16 protein-coding genes and 1 CRISPR repeat array are annotated in these 21309 nt (G+C 41.4%); of the genes, 5 read left to right on the top strand and 11 right to left on the bottom strand.

Going from position 1 to position 21309, the window contains the following annotated elements; genetic code table 11:
* Nucleotides 1-413: 413 nt before the first annotated feature.
* Entirely contained in the window at nucleotides 414-1388 is a 975-nt protein-coding gene (locus ACZM60_RS06860) for a GNAT family N-acetyltransferase (RefSeq protein ID WP_489521121.1), read from the bottom strand.
* A 77-nt stretch (nucleotides 1389-1465) separates the two neighbouring features.
* Here ACZM60_RS06860 and ACZM60_RS06855 point away from each other — a divergent pair, with 77 nt between their 5' ends.
* From ACZM60_RS06855 to ACZM60_RS06835, 5 genes are read left to right on the top strand one after another with little or no spacing between them, the layout of a single operon-like run.
* Entirely contained in the window at nucleotides 1466-2002 is a 537-nt protein-coding gene (locus tag ACZM60_RS06855) for a nitroreductase family protein (protein WP_340319488.1), read from the top strand.
* Nucleotides 2003-2004: 2 nt separating this feature from the next.
* Nucleotides 2005-2337: a hypothetical protein gene (locus ACZM60_RS06850; protein WP_489521120.1), complete on the top strand. Its 333-nt coding sequence runs from the start codon at nucleotides 2005-2007 to the stop codon at nucleotides 2335-2337.
* 29 nt (nucleotides 2338-2366) lie between these two features.
* Entirely contained in the window at nucleotides 2367-3164 is a 798-nt protein-coding gene (locus ACZM60_RS06845; protein WP_489521119.1) for a Rossmann-like and DUF2520 domain-containing protein, read from the top strand.
* Nucleotides 3161-3679, top strand: coding sequence for a KdsC family phosphatase (locus tag ACZM60_RS06840; RefSeq protein WP_021971263.1), 519 nt, complete (start codon nucleotides 3161-3163; stop codon nucleotides 3677-3679). Before ACZM60_RS06845 ends, ACZM60_RS06840 begins: the two co-directional genes overlap by 4 nt.
* Nucleotides 3680-3694: 15 nt before the next feature.
* Nucleotides 3695-4276 (top strand): Maf-like protein, encoded by a 582-nt coding sequence (locus ACZM60_RS06835; protein ID WP_489521118.1) that lies wholly within the window; start codon nucleotides 3695-3697, stop codon nucleotides 4274-4276.
* Between the two features lie 181 nt (nucleotides 4277-4457).
* Here ACZM60_RS06835 and ACZM60_RS06830 read toward each other — a convergent pair whose 3' ends face one another.
* The 10 genes from ACZM60_RS06830 to ACZM60_RS06785 all read right to left on the bottom strand — a co-directional run bounded on the left by ACZM60_RS06830 (nucleotide 4458) and on the right by ACZM60_RS06785 (nucleotide 21080).
* Complete coding sequence (locus ACZM60_RS06830; RefSeq protein WP_021971261.1) at nucleotides 4458-4955, bottom strand: RNA polymerase sigma factor; 498 nt, start codon at nucleotides 4953-4955, stop codon at nucleotides 4458-4460.
* A gap of 48 nt (nucleotides 4956-5003) precedes the next feature.
* A complete protein-coding gene (locus ACZM60_RS06825; protein WP_489521117.1) occupies nucleotides 5004-5462 on the bottom strand; it encodes a ferritin-like domain-containing protein in 459 nt (152 codons plus the stop codon).
* An 886-nt stretch (nucleotides 5463-6348) separates the two neighbouring features.
* Nucleotides 6349-7166: a CRISPR direct-repeat array (repeat unit 47 nt; unit sequence GTTGTGATTTGCTTTCAATTTAGTAACTTTGCTCTATAGGAAACAGC).
* Between the two features lie 109 nt (nucleotides 7167-7275).
* The gene (cas2, locus tag ACZM60_RS06820; RefSeq protein WP_021971078.1) at nucleotides 7276-7608 is read right to left on the bottom strand and encodes a CRISPR-associated endonuclease Cas2; all 333 of its coding nucleotides are present in this window, start codon (nucleotides 7606-7608) and stop codon (nucleotides 7276-7278) included.
* Nucleotides 7608-8540, bottom strand: a complete 933-nt coding sequence (cas1, locus tag ACZM60_RS06815) for a type II CRISPR-associated endonuclease Cas1 (protein ID WP_021971079.1) — start codon at nucleotides 8538-8540, stop codon at nucleotides 7608-7610. The genes cas2 and cas1 overlap by 1 nt, the downstream gene beginning before the upstream one ends.
* A gap of 4 nt (nucleotides 8541-8544) precedes the next feature.
* Entirely contained in the window at nucleotides 8545-13074 is a 4530-nt protein-coding gene (gene cas9, locus ACZM60_RS06810; protein ID WP_489521116.1) for a type II CRISPR RNA-guided endonuclease Cas9, read from the bottom strand.
* Between the two features lie 429 nt (nucleotides 13075-13503).
* Nucleotides 13504-14079: a hypothetical protein gene (locus ACZM60_RS06805; RefSeq protein WP_489521115.1), complete on the bottom strand. Its 576-nt coding sequence runs from the start codon at nucleotides 14077-14079 to the stop codon at nucleotides 13504-13506.
* A gap of 10 nt (nucleotides 14080-14089) precedes the next feature.
* The gene (locus tag ACZM60_RS06800; RefSeq protein ID WP_489521114.1) at nucleotides 14090-14581 is read right to left on the bottom strand and encodes an RNA polymerase sigma factor; all 492 of its coding nucleotides are present in this window, start codon (nucleotides 14579-14581) and stop codon (nucleotides 14090-14092) included.
* A gap of 209 nt (nucleotides 14582-14790) precedes the next feature.
* Nucleotides 14791-18018, bottom strand: coding sequence for a carbamoyl-phosphate synthase (glutamine-hydrolyzing) large subunit (gene carB, locus ACZM60_RS06795; protein WP_489521113.1), 3228 nt, complete (start codon nucleotides 18016-18018; stop codon nucleotides 14791-14793).
* A 21-nt stretch (nucleotides 18019-18039) separates the two neighbouring features.
* Entirely contained in the window at nucleotides 18040-19116 is a 1077-nt protein-coding gene (carA, locus tag ACZM60_RS06790; protein WP_489521112.1) for a glutamine-hydrolyzing carbamoyl-phosphate synthase small subunit, read from the bottom strand.
* Between the two features lie 80 nt (nucleotides 19117-19196).
* Complete coding sequence (locus tag ACZM60_RS06785; RefSeq protein ID WP_021971086.1) at nucleotides 19197-21080, bottom strand: amidophosphoribosyltransferase; 1884 nt, start codon at nucleotides 21078-21080, stop codon at nucleotides 19197-19199.
* Nucleotides 21081-21309 lie beyond the last annotated feature (229 nt).

The following is a 21309-nucleotide window of genomic DNA, read 5'->3' as shown; positions in this document are numbered from 1 at the left end:
TTGTTAATTTGTAATTAATTGTTTGTCAGACTTAAATATACAAAATAATTCGGTGATTACCAACTTTTAAAGATACTTTCTTATCCCGAACTCACGTCTTTTTTTAGTTTATTTTTATTTTACAAAAATCTCGAATGTCAGAAATATTTTTCTTTCATTGGTAGATATACTTCACAAAGTATTTTCCTATGATATTACTTATTTATCAACATCTTAAGCATCCATTTTTCTGAAGATGGCTTCTCAACTACAAACAACACGCAATTCAACATCACAAATTATCGTCAACCTGTTTTACCAAACAACATCTAATGATCTTTTCTGCTCAAAGCTTAAAAGATATTATTTTCCATTTCTCGACAAAAAGAAGTTATATTGTAAAAACACAATCTGCCACATATCGTACACGGAGATTATATATAGATACGGATCAATAAGCGGTTCAGCCAATTCCATTTCACCCTAAACCAGCGGCGTGTACTCAACTGTTTTCCTCCGAAACGTAAAATAAAGTCGCGATAACTGAATTTTCGGAAAGGAAGTCCCGCTTCTATAAATTCAAAATGATTGCAACCATGCTCTCTCGCATAAGTCATCGCTCCCCAAACAGCCAGTACTCCCGGATAAAGCAACGGATAACTTTTACGCATACCTGCCGAAAACATCAGATAAGCCGTATCACCAGAGAACAAACATACTGCTCCTCCAATCACCTTTCCCTTATAACGAACAACAAAGATTTTACCTATTCCACCAATCGAGGACTGTTCAGAAAAAGAAGCAAAGAAACGGAAATCAGGAAGATAACGATGTATTTTGGCAGAATAATACTTCTTCAACATTGCAAAAAAAGCTTTGATAGTGTCAGAAGAAGAAGCAATTTCAACAGAAGCTCCATTTTCGACTCCTCTGGCAATCTGACGTTTACGAGAAGGGCTCATCCATTTATCGAGCTGCTCATGATGAATAGAATTACGTATCCGCAGCCAACGTACCGGGAAATAATCATTTCGCCGGAAATACCGATACCCAAACAAAGGTTCTTCGATATTACGAAACTCCAATAAAAAGGAAGATTCTTTATAGCGAAGAGTAAAATACGTCAGCAGTTCATCGAAAACCTTCTCTCGCCTTTGTATCTGACAGAAATACTCTCCTGTACCATAAACATACGTTTTACTTGTAAACCCTAATAAACGGAAATTACGCCGAGTAACACACAACAGCTTCCCTATTGGTCTGTTTCCTTCGGAAGCGACCAGCAGCACCGGACGATAGCCGGGCGTTTGCTCCAATATTCGAAACAGCTCAGTAGAATGAAAGACATTTGTTCCCGGCAAATCGGGAATGTCTTTTGCATGTTCGTATGTAGTCAACCTGATAGCCATTGTATCGCAAATTTATGATTTTTTTTGAGCATTACGAGTTTATAGATTATATTTGTCGTACAAAAAACAGATATTTTATGAAAAGTTTCAGCGAATTGATAAAGCAACGGCGCAGCATGCGCAAGTTTACGTCCGAAGAATTAACACAAGAGGAAGTAGTAACTCTGCTAAAAGCCGCTCTCATGTCACCTTCCTCAAAGCGCAGCAACTGCTGGCAATTCGTAGTTATCGACGACAAAGAAACACTCGACAAGTTGTCACGTTGTAAGGAAACAGGATCATCTTTCCTAAAAGATGCCCCACTTGCCATAGTAGTATTAGCCGATCCTCTTGCCAGTGATGTATGGATAGAAGACGCCTCTATAGCCTCCCTGATGATTCAGCTACAAGCTGAAGACCTGGGACTGGGCAGTTGCTGGATACAAATACGCGAACGATATACCGCTACAGGCATGTCTTCCGACGAATATGTACACGGCATTCTTGGCATTCCTCTACAACTTCAGGTACTATCCATCGTTGCAATCGGACACAAAGGTATGGAACGCAAACCATTCGACGAGTCACATCTGTTATGGGAAAAAGTACATATTAATAAATATGGAGGAGAATAAACGTGGTAACAAAAGCATCAAACCATAAAGACACCTACCGTGCTACAGCTGTCTTTCTCGCCTTGATAGGAATTCTCTATCTTGCAGACCGTCTGATAGACTTTTCGAGCCACGGACTACCATGGGTTATGCAAAAAGATACCATGCTACTTTATGCTGCAGTTATCTTTCTTTGGTTCAAGGCAGACAAATCGGTAGGAATTATTCTGGCAGGTATCTGGCTCATTCAAAACATAAGTCTGGTAGTTTCCCTGTTAGGGCAAATGTCAAGCTACTTGCTTCCTGCCGCCTTACTGCTAATAGGAATATTACTCTACTGGCTATCTTCCCGATAAGACATCACCACATCAAATGTCAACTTTACATGGAAATTAAAAACATCATTATCATAGGAGCTGGAAATGTAGCAACACACCTCGCCACCGCCCTCTTGAAAGCTGGATACAATATCCGCCAAATCTACAGCCGGACAGAAGCCTCTGCCTCCGAACTGGCAAACCAACTGGGATGCCCTTATACGACTCACATCGGGAGCGTTGCTTCCGACGGGGACTTATACATTGTATCGGTAAAAGATTCCGCTCTCAACACCCTGCTTGCACCACTTGTACAGCAAGCACCACACGCCCTATTCGTACATACTGCGGGCAGCGTCCCCATGAATATATGGCAAGGACTCACAGAACGCTACGGCGTACTTTATCCGATGCAAACCTTCAGCAAACAACGTCCGGTAAACTTTCAGGAAGTTACTTTCTTTACAGAGGCACATTCTCCTGAAGATTTGCAAGCACTAAACAAAATAGCAGCAAACTTAGGGAGCAAAGCATACGAAGCCTCTTCGGAACAGCGCCGCTATCTGCATATAGCAGCCGTATTTGCCTGCAACTTTGCCAACCATATGTATGCAATAGCCGACCATTTACTATCCACACACGGACTACCTTTCGAAGCGATGCTTCCACTTATCGACGAAACAACCAGGAAAGTGCACAAACTCTCTCCTGTTGCAGCACAGACAGGTCCGGCACAACGATACGATGAAAACGTCATCAACAAGCATCTGGAAATGCTACAAAACGAACCCCGTCTGGCAACCATATACGAACAAGCCAGCAAAAACATTCATGAATACAATAGAAACCAAATAAAAGACTTATGATAAATTACGATCTAACCCAAATACGTGCATTGGTATTCGACGTAGACGGTGTACTGAGTGCCGAAACCATTACACTACATCCCAATGGCGAACCCATGCGCACGGTTAATATAAAAGACGGTTACGCTCTGCAGTTAGCAGTAAAGTGCGGCCTACATGTAGCCATTATCACCGGAGGAAAAACAGAGTCCATACGCAAACGTTACGAAGGATTAGGCATAAAAGACATTTACATGGGTGCCGCCGTAAAGACAAAAGAATTTGCAGAACTGCTGTCCAAATACAATCTGAAGCCAGAAGAAGTACTCTACATGGGAGACGATATCCCCGATTACGAAGTACTCCGTCGGGCAGGACTTCCCTGCTGCCCGGCAGATGCCGCACCAGAAATCAAAGCAATCTGCACATACATCTCCCACCGGAACGGAGGGTATGGATGCGGACGTGACGTAGTAGAACAAGTACTCCGCGCACAAGGCAAATGGATGTCACACGAAGCCGCTTTTGGCTGGTAACTAACAAGAACGATTATGCTCGAAAATCTGAAGAAATATAAAATCAAACTGGCCTCCAACTCTCCGCGCCGCCGAGAGTTATTATCCGGATTAGGAATAAATTACGAGGTCAAGATTCTGCCAGGTATAGACGAAACCTATCCCAGCACACTGACAGGCGAAGAGATTCCTGTCTATATCGCCCGTGAAAAGGCAGATGCTTACCGCCCTTCCATGCAGCAAGACGAACTGATTATCACTGCCGATACAATAGTCTATATAGATGGCGAAGTATTAGGTAAGCCCAAAGATGAAGCAGATGCCGTCAGCATGTTGCACAAACTATCAGGACGTTCGCATCAAGTCATCACAGGAGTATGTCTTACAACGACTGAATTTCAAAAAACTTTCGCCTCCATAACAGAAGTCACTTTCGATACTCTGAGTGAAGAAGACATTCACTTCTATGTAGAACATTACCGTCCCATGGACAAGGCTGGTTCATACGGTGTGCAGGAATGGATTGGTTTCATCGGAGTAACCGGATTGAAAGGCTCCTATTTTAATGTTATGGGACTGCCTGTCCAACGATTATATCAAGAATTAAGGAAATTATAAAGCAAACGTTTATCCGGCTTCCAGCAAAGGCGGTCGAGATTACATACTATTTATTTACTGAAGAAGCAGCCTCATTATACCAACGAAGCTGCTTCTCTCCATGAATCGACTCATGGCCAAACCAACCTATAAAAACAATTCACCAAGTACCTCTCTGTAATGCAAGAGTCCTTTATTGAATCTACTTAAAATCACACAACATATATTTTAATCTCTTTTTTCCATAAAAAATCCGGCTCTTTACCAAGCTTATCGATATTCCTAACTTATCGGCTATCTCCTGATATTTAAATCCGGCCAGCCTCATCAGTATCACTACACGATAATCATCAGGAAGCTTGTTTATCATTTTATAAATTTCCTCCATGCCACAACTATCGTCGATAAACTCTTCCACGCTTCTATCTATTTCAGCACAAACATTATTATCCGAAATATTCTGATACATACAATAACTTTTCGACTTGCAGATATTTACAAATGTATTATGCATTATCGTATAGAGCCATCCTTTAAAATTAACATTCTCATTATATTTATCTCTGTTTTCAAGTGCCTTCAACAATGTTTCCTGAATCAAGTCTTCCGCATCTTCTCTCTTCGGAAACATCAAAAGCGCATATTTCAGAAGCTTTTCACGCAATGCTATCAGCTCCCTCTCAAAGTCAACAGTTTCCATTTTCAACGTTCATTAAACAGCCTGTCAGCTTAACACATCATTTTAATTTCACTCCAATGGTAACTGTCTTTTCCATTCTTTGACAAGCATACGCAGCAGCTCTACAAGAAAATCACTCACATGCACCTCATCAACATATAAACTCAAAACCAGAGAGTGCAAGGCTGAATCGTCCGTACTACGCACAAAAGCCATAAAATCACAAACTTGCTTATGAAAATATTGCTCATGCTCAAACAAATCATTCAAGGCAACCACAGGACTTTGCCATTTTTCGGCTTTATATGCCAGTTCACGTATAGAAACAGTTCCTCTTTCTCTCAATAAAAATGCCGTTAACTTTTGCATCCTGTCCGCTTTCTTCTGTCCTTGTGTTTTCAGCCACAAAGCCAACACGGGTAATTCCTGTTCTTCAAAATATATCTGAAATGCAGTATACAAATTGGACGACCATAACTCCGTGTTCAGTTGTTCATTGACTACCTCTTCTATCCTTTTATCCATCATCTTTCTTTTTAATCCACTTTAAGACTCCCCATGTGACGCCTAATTCGCCAAAAGCTGTACATAATAACAATATGTCACAAGTAAAATATTAAAACAGACAAAATATCAATTTCCTTTTCAATGAGCTTTATTTTACAAAAAACTTTTCCCAGCTCATCGGTACATAATAACTCTCTTACTTCACGTATATCTTTCAATGTACGATAGATTAAACTCCATATCTCGCTATCGGTATGGCGAGTTTCATCATAGTCCATAGTCCACTATCGGATACATACAAAAAGATGAATGGCACATAATTTGTAAATTATATGCTGCAACATAAAAACAAGAAAAACGCTAAAAAAAAGAATCCAATAAAAGAAACGGTAACCTACGGCAAACGAAACAAAGGTTTCAATACCGCTTTCATAGTTGTTTAGTTTAAGTGCTTTCATACATATACAATATGTCAGCTTGCTTCCCCTTGAAGCTGTTTTTATAAAAGTTAAGCGTGGGGAACTTTAGTATTACCTGTTCAGAAGTATCCCCATACTTGATAACCGAGCAATACATAAAGCCCCACGCCTATATGCATACATATTGCTCAAACAGCAGATACACAGATACAATAGTCCGTGGAGCGTTTTTGTATTATCCTTTGTTATCGTTGTGAAATTGGGGATTTCCTGAACTTTGGATAATGCCTAAAACGCTTCTAATACTTTTTTTTTCTTCTAAGAGTAAGACAAATATACGAAATTTTTCATTTGTACCGAAAAACGGCACAAATATTTTCACGAATACGTCTAAAAAGTGCAAAAAGAAAGGGTATTCCGTATGCCAATGACGCAATAGAAAAATATAGGATACAGCTACTTTTCGAAAAGAGACCTGCCATAAATTCATTATGATTTGCCTTCTATTTAGTAACTTTACTCTATAGAAAACAGCTGATGTCACCGAATTTGTCACCTTGTAGACGTTGTGATTTGCTTTCAATTTAGTAACTTTGCTCTATAGGAAACAGCATATTTCGACTGTTGGTCTGCTCTGACCAAGTTGTGATTTGCTTTCAATTTAGTAACTTTGCTCTATAGGAAACAGCCGGCAATTGCCCTACCGTCCGGCATACGTTGTTGTGATTTGCTTTCAATTTAGTAACTTTGCTCTATAGGAAACAGCAAAAATGGTGACATGTGTAGGTGGAAAAGAGTTGTGATTTGCTTTCAATTTAGTAACTTTGCTCTATAGGAAACAGCAATCTGAATCTTCTGAATCTGAATCTTCTTGTTGTGATTTGCTTTCAATTTAGTAACTTTGCTCTATAGGAAACAGCCTGAGAACTCAAACAATTTCACACCGCTTGGTTGTGATTTGCTTTCAATTTAGTAACTTTGCTCTATAGGAAACAGCTTCTTCTTCTGAATCTTCTTCTTCTTCTTCGTTGTGATTTGCTTTCAATTTAGTAACTTTGCTCTATAGGAAACAGCCTGAATCTTCTGAATCTTCTTACTTCTGAAGTTGTGATTTGCTTTCAATTTAGTAACTTTGCTCTATAGGAAACAGCATCTGAAATCTTCTGAATCTGAATCTTCTGAGTTGTGATTTGCTTTCAATTTAGTAACTTTGCTCTATAGGAAACAGCGGCATCCTCCTTCATTCTCATAAAAGTGGCGTTGTGATTTGCTTTCAATTTAGTAACTTTGCTCTATAGGAAACAGCGCGACCCGCACAACAACCTATATAGCAATATATTACATCGAAGAATAGAAATAAAAAAAGATTTGTTTCCTACAAGAAATCCCGCCATTAAAAGCGGGATTTCTTATTTCTAAAATAACTCCAATTGTTGCCCTGCAACATTTTTACCATGAGGCTTCTTACCATAAAATAGTTCAATTTGCTCGAATTGCTTATCTGTTATACACATTATACCCACCTGACCAAATTCTGGTAAAAATGACTTTACCCTTTTTATATGAACTTCCGCATTCTCATAACTGGCACAATGACGAATATAAATTGAAAATTGAAACATAGTGAAACCATCCTTTTGCAAATTCTTACGAAACAAGGCATAAGCTTTCTTGTCTTTTTGAGTTTCAGTAGGCAAATCAAAAAATACAAGTATCCACATAATACGATATTCACTATATCTATCCATCACATTTCAGGATAAGCAATTTTACGTAATTCACCACTAAAGCATTTATATAAAGAAGCTGTTGTTTGGGTAGCAGCTACCATTAATGGACTTCGCTTTCTACCGATAACAACATCGAGTGTAGGAATAGTTAAAAGAACAGATTTTATTTCCTTTGTCAGTTCTACATTCTCGCCATAAGTCTTAACAAGCTGAAATACAAGTTTATCTACATAAGGACGATAAGGCTCCATTATATCATCTGCCAAACAATAAGCATTATAACGATTATGATGATGTATCCCTAAAGTAGGTAACAAACCACTGGAAACTAAAGCACGAGCGATAACCGCACGCAAAATAGCATATCCGTAATTTAATAAATTATTAGGAGGTATTCCGTCACGATCTCGCGTAAATCCTGGAATATGAGCATAAAGTGTTTTCCAATAATAAGCAGCAGCCCTTGCTTCCAAATTATCGGGATCACCGCTTTTTACTTCGTCCGCCCAAACTCTCATGCATTTATTGTCCTCTCCTAAACAATATTGCAAGACATGTGCCTGATTCTGTATTTTAACTTTTATAGTTTGCTGCCACAATTGTTTCTTCAATGGAAGAGTCGCCATCAGTTGTTCCCTGAACCTTTCATTCTGAACAGTATTCCCATAAAGTGGCAATAATAATCCAACAGGCATACTTTTATTATCACAAGTTATGACACTACAATTATTTTCCAAAAGCGCTTCAAGCACTCCCGAAGTAATTGTTATCTGCTTATGATCTAATATCACCAAGCCTATATCTTCTATGGGTCTGGTTATAACCGATTGAGATTTAAAGCCCTCTGGAAGCGAAGCGTTACGCTCCACCTCCGGTAGCTTAATAACCAATTGATTATTTTGCAATGACAAATAAGCAGGATTACCAAAGTATAGTGTTTTCTTGATCATAGTATCATATTTTTATCAAAGAAACATTACCTAATCTATCAATCTTAATAGGTACACAAATTTCTTTTATCATTTCATCAGTTACAGCACGCTCCATTTTATTTAAAGAAGAATATTCTTTTTTATCCCAAATTGAATTAGCAACAAAAGCTTTTATAAAAAAGCATTGATTACCAGAAGAAGAAACCATTTTATAAATTCTCTCCCTATCCAAAGGCTGAATTATCTTACCACTATTACGTTCTTCTTCTGTCGGCAAATAAACCAAATCATTAGGAGATAAAACAAATATTGGCAAATTACCCTTTGAGTCTTCAGGAGCAGCAGGCAATCCTTGTTTTTTACGCTTAATAACTTCATTTAGAGGAATAGTTGCAAAAGTCCGTTTACGAACTTGCTTTCCCGTAGCCTCATCCTCTTGTATAGATTCATATACTGCAAAAAACAGATTGGTTCCCTTGGCAGCCTCCACAAACTTTTTAACTTTATTACCTTTCTCACCAACTGCAAACTTATCTGCCTTTTCATAAGTTCTTACCTTATAAATAGGTTGATGCCATTTACCATCATTCAGAATAGTCATATTCTGATTCATACGTTCTACTCCATCGGGAGAAAAAGCAATGTCCGGATTGTTACCATTTTGCTGCAAATGACGCAGCAAAATCTTTTGTATACCTGTATCCGTAACTTCTTCTTCAATCTTCTTCTGACTAAAACTTGAATCCAAAGATTTACGTGTTGCAAAAAAGCGCTCATTCGTTTCTTTCGTAAAATAATAGACCTTGATTTTCTTCAAATTAACATCGGCCCAAACATCTTGATGTGTTTCGAAATACTTCGTTATTGCCTTCAAGTCATACTGAGATTTTATCAACTCATACAATTTGTTTTTCAATGATTTATCCACAACAATCGATGGATTATTGAGCACATCTTTCAAAGGAAGTGTTTTCTCCTTACGCAAATTAACCTCACCATATACTGTATCTTTATGCATCGGCTTACGAATAGCCCAACGATCACCTTTAGTCTGCGGAATCATTTTCTTTTCCCCATCTTCATTATAATGCTGATAATGGTTCGTTGTACGGTTTATTACCCGAAGGTTCTGCTTAAAGCTGACGACAATATTCGTCAATGCTGCATATACATCCTGTGTAAACGTTTCCCAAGGTTTACGAAGAATCCATTTGTAATTACCGTTTGCGTCTGTTTTTACCTTATCGCACAATAAATGTTGCAGGTCATAACGAGAGATTTCGGAGCCTTTCCGTGCAGAAGCATTATTCAGGTAATTAACAATATTCCTACCGGCACACGCTATCACAATGGCATCCATCGCATGATGACGATGGTCTATTCTTTTCTTGTTAAAGCCTTTCTGTAAATGTAAAGGCACGGCAGGCAACAAATGACCATTCGTACTTACAGCAGTAAAGTCTGTACGATCCGTCATTTTATTCAAGCGCAGGAAACGTGGAAGAATAATCCGGTTCCATACATCCTGCACTCCCCAGTCTTTCTTCAACCGATCCGTTACTCCTCCTGTACAAACTATCACATTTTTCGACATGCCTTCTTGTTCGCCTTCTTCACAGACAATATTCGAAAGCAAAGATTTTACCACTTTACTGATATATCGGCTATCGTTCAACTGACGTTCAATAAAGTTATCCGGTATATCTTCAAGCAGCAGTTTTTTTATCTTCTTACTATTATTAAAGTAAGAGTCCTTTACGAAACGCTCATATTCTTCGACTGAAAAAATAGTAGCAGTCTCACCATTTACCAATTCCACCTTTTCGCCGGAATGTTTCTTGACAAACTCATATCCTAAGCAATTATCTTTCAACTTGTTTACAGCCGATTCGCAGATTACTTTATTGGTAAAAGAATCGTCAAAGTAACGCGATTGAGGTATCACATGCTCTATTTCATAAGCAGGAGTAAACAGTTTACCAAGCGGAATAATTCTGCCAGTATAAGGCGAACGATAGCGTTGCTCCAGCCACAATTTATACCGTAAGACTTCTGAGGTAGTAGGACGTTTCTTCACATCATTTTCTCTGAACTTCTTCAATATTGAAGCAATATCGTCAGGCAAATCCTTTTCTGCAACACCTGATAACACACCTTCTTCATAGATTCGTAAGATTTCTTGCTGGGCAGGCGAATAAGGACGTACGTTCTCTATCTCAAATTCAGGATTCATAAATTCAGCAAGCAACGCCTTTATGCGTAAGTTGGTATTTTCGTTTTCCAGCACCTGTGCCGTTATACGGGCACGTTCCTTGGCCGGATTTTTCATTTCACGACCTAATTCCACATGAATCTCATCTATTTTTCCTTCTTGTTTCCAAATATCGCGTACCGTACGCAGCGTTTCCATAATAATCTGTTCTACAATAGGATTACGCAACGAATGTTGCTTAAACTTACGCAAGAAGTGATCGATATCATCGGGGGTTTCCCATTTGACAAGTTCTTTTGCTTCAGAATGACGATCGTAAACAACATAACATGCCAACCATAAAGGAAGTCCTCGGAAAGAAGATATATCGGTCAGATGCATCGCCTTTTCACGTACCCGAGTACGGATTGTTTCATTGTATTCTCCGGTCAGTATCTTTTCAATCCGGCTACGGGTATGCTCATCGATAGCCTGCTCGTCCCAGTATTTTCCCATACGCATCAGCGCAAGCAGTTTCCGGATTGCTTTCAAAGAATAGGCGGCATAGTCACTTTCAAAAGGCGGCATCTTAGAAAATATTTCTACAAAAGTTTCATTCAAACCATTCTTTTCAGCAAAAGTTCCCAAAGCTTTCGTCAATTCCTTTTTATCGGATATAGAATACAATATATGCCACAAGGCTTCTTCTTTTTCCCGGGTTAAGAATTCCTCCGGAACTCCAGCTTTACTTAACCTGAATATCATATCAGCTCTGGTCGAGTTACACGGATAACTCTTGTCTTCTACATAATTCCAGCGATATTTGGACTGCTCGTTTTTCTTCAAGCCAAAAGGTTTGTAAGCTAAAATTGTTTTTTGATCTATCTCTTTCCGTTCATTCAGCCAGTCGAATAGTTTTACATAGTCATCTTCGTTCTGCAAAAATTCATTCGTCACATCTACATCCAGTTTAAGAGAACCGTCTATCATTCTTTCACGTTGATAAATACGCAGGAAAGAAAGGAAGTGCCATAAGCGGAATTCCTGAAACAACGGATGCGATTTAGACACGCACTTCAACGGAACATGCTGTAAACTGCCATCTTTTTTATCCCGATAGACATGCGATTCGTACAGACAATCGTCAATCAGTCCCTTCTGACTTTTAAGCGGACGCTGGTAAAACAATATATCTTCCACCAAGAAATAAGTAAAATCGGAAGTAGACAGTAACCGGCGGTGAGCTTCGTTGTTAGGATATAGTTCCTCGATGCAAGCAAGCAGCAAATTGTGATCTTGTAAAGCTGTATGAAACTCCGATTGCTTGATCAAGATTTTACGAAGTTCATCTTTATAATATTTACGTTCTATCGTTCGAACCAGCTTCCCCCTTATTTTCTGATCAGGCATGCGAAGTAGTGACTCGTAAATATATGTACCCACCGTCTGACCACTTTCGTCAATCTGTGCCTGCGTCCTTGTTTTCAACAATCCCCAGTCATCTTCCTTAGGTGCCCGGAAAGAACGTTTTACATTGCCGTCTTTATCTTTCTTTGGATTTCCGGTATCGTCCAGATCTGTCGTTACGATAAACTCTTTTACTTTACCTGTCCAGTCTAAGGGAACACTGCTGGCTCTCCGGTATACCCAGCCATTTTCCAATTTGACATTATACCAGATATCTTTTCCTTTCCGATCTCCGGAATCTTCTACCGCAACAACTTTCAGTGCATAATATTCTACTGATTTTTTATTATCTTCCTGTTCTTCCTCTCCTCTTAACTGATAATATCCTCGTTTCTGATTGAAATTGAGCAATATCCAGGCAAGTTCTTCTTTGGTTATTTTCTGAGAAAGAGCTTTTTTCCGAAGATAATAGATTGTCCAGTCGTAAGGTATCTTTTTCCCTTCTGCTACCAGTTCGGGATGATGCTCGTGAAAGTCTTCCAGCATCTCATTGAAAGAGTCCTGAAACAGAAATCTATATTTACCCGTTTCATCTTTATACCAAGCCAGTTTGGGTTCTGTTTCTGGTAAAAACTTACCGTATCGGTCTAATTGAGCAGCATAATGCTCCGGCAAAAATCCCATAACAGATAAAACTCGATGCAAACGCTCTCGGCGCAGTAAACTACGCTCCAGCAGACGACGTACTCCCCGCAACCGGGTTCGCTCCGCTACTGGAGATTTAGAATTACCTTTATCAAAATCTCCTAATGTAGCAGCATCCATTGGAATGATTCTGCTGCCGCAAGATGATATGTTTACAAGTTGTTCCTTGCCTTCGTCATTTACAACCGAATTTATTACAGCCCAGCCTACACTGTTCGTTCCCAAATCTAAGCCTAATATCTTTTTCATGATAGATTTTCTTTTTCCTTTTTTTCAAAGATAGAGAAAATGAATTAAAAAATCTTTTTTATATCAAAAATATTCTCTACATTTGGAACAACTAAATTGAAGCAAGTCACAATAAGGATTATTCCGTTGTGGAAACATTTAAAGCGGTCTTTTTACGAAGGTCGCTTTCTTTTTTATGGTATCTACAATCTTTCTCACTAACCCGAAGGAATCTCTATCAATTCCTCTTTATCTCCTTCCAAATTCTTCTGCACCCATCAAACAGATTTTGTACAAATCATTTTGTTTTTTGTACAAATTCCAAAAAAGTTTGTACAAACTTACAGCAAGATTTCACCTTGTTTTCCACAAAAAACAGCAGAAGCATCGGACTGATGCCGGTATATTTCTACCCAACATTCCATGCTTCTGCCTTACTACCCGCCAAACTTACTCCAAGTCCTGCAAGTCTTTCATTCCCTGCTCTATCTCGTCTACCGAACGTTTGTCTATGTAACGATAGCATATATAACCCGCCATGACACTCACGACGAGCATCAGGACATCGAATACTACCATAAGCGTACTGCGATAATGATGATGGATCAGAAAAACGGAAGTAAAAAGTCCTACGGTAAGGAAAGGAGTACACCAGATTTCTATCCGGAGCCTGCGTTTATAAGCGAGAATCCAGCGATGAAGTTCAAGAAGTGTCCGGGTGGCAAGATTGAATTTATACAAAATGTGTATGTTCCAAAACGAATATAAAATAAGAAGTGGAAACACAATGTAAAATATCCAAAAAAGTTCCTGCCGGATGGTTACCCGTGCCGCAGCAAGCGGAAACAGGATTAGCATGCCTGCAAGGATGAAAACAGCTATCGCATTCGCTCCTATCAGGCGGTCGCGGGCACTCAGGGTACGCTTCTCTATCATTCGTTTTATGACTTCATGATTGATTATTTCGTTCTTCTTCAACTGCTCGCCGAGCAGGTTCCATTGATTTTTCAGTTCTTCAAGTTCCATAAGCTAAGATTTATTGGTTCGACATGTCTTTCAGTTTTTCCCGGATGCGGTTCAGACGGACACCGACATTATTCTTTGAAATACCCATTATCCGGGCAATCTCATCATAGCTTCTTTCCTCCAGCCAGAGCAGGATGAGTGCCCGTTCCAGCGGACTGAGTGCGTGTATCAGCCGGTATAGCTCGCGCAGTTGCGACGTCTTTCCGTCCTCCTCATCGAATGCCTCGAAATCTACCGGAAGGGTGACTGCCTGAATCTGATGTTTCGACTTCCGGCGATACGAAATACACGTATTCAGGCAGATGCGGTATACCCATGTTGCGGCAGAGCTCTCGCCGCGAAACGAAGGATAAGCGCGCCAGAGGTTCATTACTATCTCCTGATACAAATCGTCCAATTGCTCCTTGTCGGTTGCATACATATAACAGACTTTGTAAATGACTCGCTTGTGCGATTCTATCAGCAGGAGAAAGTCTTTTTCTTGTTGCAGTGTTTTATTCATACAGCATATTGTTCTACATGTTTCTTTACCCTCGTTAGTCGCATTTTCGGGAAGATACTTACATGTCTGTCACAAAAATAAGTAAAGAAACAACAGAAGGCTGCTTCCGGACAAGGGGAAACAGCCTTCTGAAATCAAAAACGCCACTCCGGAAATATGCTTTTTCCGAAGCGGCGTTTAAGTAATATCTATTCTACCGAGAGAGGAGATTATTTATATTCGTCCCAGCTCTTGATAGCTATATCGTCGATGGTCATAGTGCAGAATGCATGGATAAAGGCACTTGCCAGACGAGCATTGGTAATCAACGGAATGTTCAGGTCGATAGCTGCACGACGAATCTTGTAACCATTGTCCAGTTCTCCGGCAGAAAGGTCACGCGGGATGTTTACTACCATGTCGATTTCTTTCTTGTGGAGCATTTCCAATGCCTGTGGATGTCCTTCTTCGCTCGGCCAGTATACACGGGTATTCTCGATGCCGTTCTCGGTCAGGAACTTCGATGTTCCGCCGGTTGCAAAGATGTTGTAGCCTTTTGCTTTCAGTTCCTGAGCAGCTTTCAGCATTTCTACCTTCTGTTTCGGAGTTCCGGTCGACATCAGGATATTCTTTTCCGGAATGCGGTAACCTACCGAAAGCATTGACTTCAATACGGCACACGAAGTATCTTCGCCGATACATCCTACCTCTCCGGTAGAAGCCATGTCGACTCCCAATACAGGGTCGGCTTTCTGCAAACGGTTGAACGAGAACTGACTTGCCTTGATTCCCACGTAATCGAGCTCGAACAGGTTCTTGTTCGGTTTTTCTACTGGCAGACCGAGCATCACCTTTGTTGCAAGTTCGATGAAGTTTATCTTCAGCACCTTGCTTACGAACGGGAATGAACGGCTGGCACGCAGGTTACATTCGATTACCTTGATGTCGTTTTCACGGGCAAGGAACTGGATGTTGAACGGACCGGAAATATTCAGTTCTTTGGCAATCTGACGAGAAATGCGCTTGATGCGGCGAACAGTTTCTACATACAGCTTCTGCGGCGGGAACTGAATGGTAGCGTCTCCTGAGTGTACTCCGGCAAACTCGATGTGTTCGCTGATGGCGTATACCACGATTTCACCGTTCTGTGCTACGGCATCCATTTCTACTTCCTTGGCATGTTCGATGAACTGGCTTACTACAACCGGGTGTTTCTTCGATACATTGGCTGCCAGTTGCAGGAAGCGTTCCAGCTCTTCCTGGTTAGAACATACGTTCATAGCGGCTCCCGAAAGTACGTACGACGGACGAACCAGTACCGGGAATCCTACTTTCTTGATGAAGGCGTTGATATCTTCCATCGAAGTCAGTGCGCTCCATTCAGGCTGGTCTACGCCGATACGGTCGAGCATAGCCGAGAACTTGTCGCGGTCTTCTGCGTTGTCGATGCTCTTTGCAGAGGTTCCCAAGATATTGATATGCTGTGCATCCAAACGGAGTGCCAGGTTGTTTGGAATCTGTCCACCGGTTGATACGATGACTCCGTGCGGATTTTCCAAGTCGAGGATATCCATCACACGTTCGAAAGTCAATTCGTCGAAGTACAGACGGTCGCACATATCGTAGTCGGTAGAAACTGTTTCCGGGTTATAGTTAATCATAACCGAACGGTATCCTTCCTTGCGGATGGTATTCAGTGCCTGAACGCCGCACCAGTCAAATTCTACTGACGATCCGATACGGTAAGCACCCGAACCCAGAACAACGATACTCTTGTGGTCGCCCAGATAATGTACGTCGTTTGCCACACCACTGTAAGTCACATACAGATAGTTTGTCTGTGCAGGATATTCGGCAGCCAGCGTATCAATCTGCTTAACGACCGGCACGATACCTACACTCTTACGGTGGTTACGTATGTCGATGATGGCATCTTCCATTTCTCCTTCGTAACCGATGGCACGTGCTACCTGAAAATCGGAGAATCCCTGACGTTTTGCCTTGTACAGCAATTCGTTCGGAAGTTGTGACAACAGTTTGTGGTTGTTGCCCCATTCGTGAAGTTCCTTCGAAGTCTGCATGATGTTCATCAGTTTGTCGAGGAACCATTTGTCTATCTTTGTCAGTTCGTGAATCTGATCAACAGTATATCCGGCACGCATTGCCTTCGAGATGACGAAGATACGCTTGTCGGTCGGCTCACGCAAAGCCTTGTCGATGTCGGCAATCTGCAGTTCTTTGTTTTCTACAAATCCGTGCATTCCCTGACCGATCATACGAAGACCTTTCTGAATAGCTTCTTCGAAAGTACGGCCGATCGCCATCACTTCACCTACAGACTTCATGCTTGAACCCAGTTCACGGTCAACTCCGTGGAATTTACCCAAGTCCCAGCGAGGAATCTTACATACTACATAGTCCAGTGCCGGCTCGAAGAACGCAGAAGTTGTTTTGGTAACCGAGTTCTTCAAATCGAACAAACCGTAACCCAGACCTAATTTAGCTGCTACGAAAGCCAGCGGATAACCGGTAGCTTTGGATGCCAAGGCAGAAGAACGGCTCAAACGAGCGTTTACTTCGATGACACGATAGTCTTCCGATTCGGGGTCGAATGCATACTGTACGTTACATTCTCCAACGATACCGATATGACGGATGATGCGGATAGCCAGTTCACGCAACTTGTGATACTCGCTGTTTGTCAGTGTCTGCGAAGGAGCTATTACGATAGACTCACCGGTATGGATACCCAGCGGGTCGAAGTTTTCCATGTTACATACCGTGATACAGTTGTCGAAGCGGTCGCGCACAACCTCGTATTCCACTTCCTTCCAGCCTTTCAAGCTCTTTTCTACCAAAACCTGCGGAGAGAAAGAGAATGCTTTTTCAGCCAGAACGTTCAGTTCTTCTTCGTTGTCGCAGAAACCAGAACCCAGACCTCCCAGTGCGTATGCTGCACGAATAATGACCGGATAACCCAGTTCCTTGGCAGCACGGCGGGCATCTTCGATGTTTTCTACCGCTTCACTCTTGATCGTCTTTACATTAATCTCATCCAGTTTCTGAACGAACAGCTCACGGTCTTCGGTATCCATGATAGCCTGTACCGGAGTACCGAGTACACGTGCATCGTATTTTTCGAATATTCCTGCCTTGTAAAGAGCTACACCGCAGTTCAATGCAGTCTGACCACCGAACGACAGTAATACGCCATCGGGACGTTCCTTAGCTATCACCTTTTCTACGAAGTAAGGAGTTACAGGCAAGAAATAAATTTTGTCTGCCACGCCTTCCGAAGTCTGTACGGTAGCAATGTTCGGGTTAATCAGAATTGTTTCAATACCTTCTTCCTTCAATGCCTTGAGTGCCTGCGAACCTGAGTAGTCGAACTCGCCGGCTTCACCGATTTTCAAAGCTCCGGAACCTAACAATAATACTTTCTTTATATTTTCTTTCATTGTTTTCTTTGTTTTAATGGATTACAGCAACTTTACAAACTCGTCGAACAGGAATTCTGTATCGGTAGGACCGCTGGCAGCTTCCGGGTGGAACTGTGCCGAGAACCAAGGATTCTTCTTGTGGCGGATACCTTCGTTCGAACCGTCATTCATGTTGATGAACAAAGGTTCCCAGTCGGCTCCCAATGTATTATTGTCTACGGCATAACCATGATTCTGCGAAGTAATGAAACATTTGTCTGTTCCTACCATACGAACCGGCTGATTATGACTGCGGTGACCGTATTTCAGTTTGTAAATTTTTGCTCCTCCTGCCTTCGAAAGCAACTGGTTACCCATACAGATTCCGAAGATAGGCAACTTTTCGTTCTGCATAGCCTTGCGAATATTCTGCACAGCAGCATCGCAAGTATCAGGGTCGCCCGGACCATTCGAAATGAATAATCCATCGAATTCCAGCGAATTGAAGTCATAGTTCCAAGGTACACGAATAATTTCTACGTCACGTTTCAACAGACAACGGATGATATTCGATTTCACACCACAGTCCACAAGTACTACCTTTTTCTTGCCTGCACCTTCGTTGTAACGGATAACTTCCTTACATGAAACCTTGTCTACATAGTTCACACCAGCATAAGTTGCTTCGGGAATGTTGTCAGGTTCGTCATCGAAAACGATCTTTCCCATCATTACACCGTGCTCACGCAGTACTTTGGTCAGCTCACGTGTATCGATGCCTGTAATGCCCGGTATGTATTCACGCTTCAGCCAATCGCCCAAGCTCTCCACAGCATTCCAGTGAGAATATTTCTCGCTGTAGTCGCTCACAATAATCGCTTCGGCATGAATCTTCTCACTTTCCATGAAAGTAGGTAGCCCGTTGGCTTCGATTGTAAAAGGAGGCACGCCATAGTTGCCCACCAGCGGATATGTCAGCGTCATCAACTGACCTGCATACGAAGGATCGGTCAAGCTTTCTGGATAACCGGTCATTGCGGTGTTGAACACAACTTCACCGGCTACCGGCTTCTCATAACCGAACGACTTGCCATGAAAGCGGCTCCCGTCGTCGAGGATTAATGTAACATTTCTCATTTTCTATCTGTATCGTTTTCTTTAATATTGTTTTTCTTTTGTTCCAAAATTCTTCAGAAGGCAGACGTGTTCCTCACACATCAAAACTGATATATTTCTTCTACGTAATTGATGAATGCCTGATTCACCAGTTTTACACCACCCGGCGTAGGATAGTTGCCACTAAAGTACCAGTCTCCCTGATGTGCCGGACAAGCTTCATGCAATCCTTCCAGCGTCTGATATACAATTTCCACCTTTGCCTGAGTACCAGTCGGAGTAAGCAACTCTACCATCTTAGCAGAAATTTCTTCGTCAGTAAAAGGAGCATAGATTTCTTTCACGTAGTTTACCATTTCTTCTTTGGGCAGTCCGACCTGAGCTTTCGACTTGCGATATGCTTCTTCTATTACATTTTGCATACCTCTTTCCTCAAGCAAGGCAATAGCTGCCTTAAAGGCAATGAACTGTTCCATACTTGCCATATCGATACCATAATAATCAGGATAACGCACCTGCGGCGAAGAAGATACAATGACAATCTTCTTTGGATGCAGACGGTCGAGTATGCTGATGATACTCTGCTTCAGCGTAGTGCCTCGTACAATACTATCATCTATAATAACCAGATTATCTTCGTAAGGTATCAGGCTTCCGTAAGTTATATCATATACATGGGCAGCAAGGTCGTTACGTGTATTACCTTCTGCAATGAAGGTACGCAACTTAATATCCTTGATGGCTACTTTCTCACTACGAATACGCTGCGACAAGATTTGCTCCAGCTCTGTATGACTGGGCTTATGTCCTAAAGCTTCGATACGCTGAACTTTCAGCTCGTTCAGGTAGTTGTCGAATCCTTCCAACATACCGTAAAAAGCGACTTCTGCCGTATTTGGTATAAATGAGAATACAGTATGTACCACATCATTATCGATTGCTTTCAAAATAGGATTAACCAACTTTTTACCCAGCAGCTTACGTTCACGGTAAATATCCATATCACTACCGCGGCTGAAGTAAATACGTTCGAATGAACAAGCTTTCTTTTCTTTCGGTTCATTGATTTGAGCCAGACGCATTTCGCCTTTTTTGTTAACCAAAATAGCTTGTCCCGGAAGCAACTCATTGATACTATCGGCAGGAACATTCAGTGCTGTTTGTATAACCGGACGCTCGGATGCCAATACCATAATTTCGTCATCCATATACCAGAATCCCGGACGGATACCCCAAGGATCGCGTACGGCAAAACTTTCGCCACTACCAGTCAGTCCGCAGATAACATAACCTCCGTCCCATTTCGGGCTGGATGTTTTCAACACGTTAGTCAAATCAATGCGGTCTTCGATAGCATGTGTAATATCCATGCCCTCCAATCCTTCAGCCTTACATTCATTGTAAAGGCGTTCCACTTCACGGTCCAGGCGATGTCCTACCTGTTCCAGCATGATATACGTATCAGCATATTTACGCGGATGCTGTCCGAATGCCGTAATATCAGCAAAGATTTCGTCTACATTCGTCAAGTTAAAGTTTCCGCACAAAGCCAGATTTTTAGCACGCCAGTTATTGCGGCGCAAGAAAGGGTGCACATACGAAATACCACTCTTGCCCGTTGTAGAATAACGCAAATGTCCCATGTACAGTTCTCCGGCAAAAGGCAAGCATTTTTTCGCATATTCAGCATCATGAAGCTGCTCGGGAGTAAGGTCTTTAAAATAGCTGTGTACTGTGCCGAATATCTCGGTTATAGCTCCGGCTCCCAGTCCTCTCTCTCGAAACATATATTCTTCTCCGGGATCTGCCTGAAGCTTGACACACGCCAGACCCGCGGCTTCCTGACCACGGTTATGCTGTTTTTCCATCAGCAAATACAGCTTGTTAAGCCCGTACATCCACGTACCATACTTTTCCTGATAATATTCAAGTGGTTTCAGCAAGCGAATCATCGCTACTCCACATTCATGCTTTAGCGGTTCCATATTATTTCGTATCGTTTAGTTGGCTACTCCATATATACAAAAATACCTGGACCTACTGAAAAGAGTAATTCCAGGTATTTTTATTATTCTTACATTCGACTAAATTCTTATAAAAGAAACAACAAGAATGAGCAGTGCCCAAAAACACAGCATCCAGAAAAAAGAAAAACTTCGAGGAAAACAAAATTCCGAAAAGACCTCTGTTTTCCAACTCTCCATGAGGCAAACT

The organism is Phocaeicola sp. (assembly GCF_057861905.1).
This window is presented reverse-complemented; position numbering and strand designations above follow the sequence as displayed.

Bases quoted from the DNA above. Each gene is read 5' to 3' on its own strand.
- ACZM60_RS06840 (WP_021971263.1), top strand. From the start codon at position 3,161: ATGATAAATTACGATCTAACCCAAATACGTGCATTGGTATTCGACGTA.
- carA (WP_489521112.1), bottom strand. From the start codon at position 19,116: ATGAGAAATGTTACATTAATCCTCGACGACGGGAGCCGCTTTCATGGC.
- ACZM60_RS06835 (WP_489521118.1), top strand. From the start codon at position 3,695: ATGCTCGAAAATCTGAAGAAATATAAAATCAAACTGGCCTCCAACTCT.
- ACZM60_RS06825 (WP_489521117.1), bottom strand. From the start codon at position 5,462: ATGATGGATAAAAGGATAGAAGAGGTAGTCAATGAACAACTGAACACG.
- carB (WP_489521113.1), bottom strand. From the start codon at position 18,018: ATGAAAGAAAATATAAAGAAAGTATTATTGTTAGGTTCCGGAGCTTTG.
- cas9 (WP_489521116.1), bottom strand. From the start codon at position 13,074: ATGAAAAAGATATTAGGCTTAGATTTGGGAACGAACAGTGTAGGCTGG.
- ACZM60_RS06830 (WP_021971261.1), bottom strand. From the start codon at position 4,955: ATGGAAACTGTTGACTTTGAGAGGGAGCTGATAGCATTGCGTGAAAAG.
- ACZM60_RS06800 (WP_489521114.1), bottom strand. From the start codon at position 14,581: ATGAATAAAACACTGCAACAAGAAAAAGACTTTCTCCTGCTGATAGAA.
- ACZM60_RS06855 (WP_340319488.1), top strand. From the start codon at position 1,466: ATGAAAAGTTTCAGCGAATTGATAAAGCAACGGCGCAGCATGCGCAAG.
- cas2 (WP_021971078.1), bottom strand. From the start codon at position 7,608: ATGGATAGATATAGTGAATATCGTATTATGTGGATACTTGTATTTTTT.
- ACZM60_RS06860 (WP_489521121.1), bottom strand. From the start codon at position 1,388: ATGGCTATCAGGTTGACTACATACGAACATGCAAAAGACATTCCCGAT.
- ACZM60_RS06805 (WP_489521115.1), bottom strand. From the start codon at position 14,079: ATGGAACTTGAAGAACTGAAAAATCAATGGAACCTGCTCGGCGAGCAG.
- ACZM60_RS06785 (WP_021971086.1), bottom strand. From the start codon at position 21,080: ATGGAACCGCTAAAGCATGAATGTGGAGTAGCGATGATTCGCTTGCTG.
- cas1 (WP_021971079.1), bottom strand. From the start codon at position 8,540: ATGATCAAGAAAACACTATACTTTGGTAATCCTGCTTATTTGTCATTG.
- ACZM60_RS06845 (WP_489521119.1), top strand. From the start codon at position 2,367: ATGGAAATTAAAAACATCATTATCATAGGAGCTGGAAATGTAGCAACA.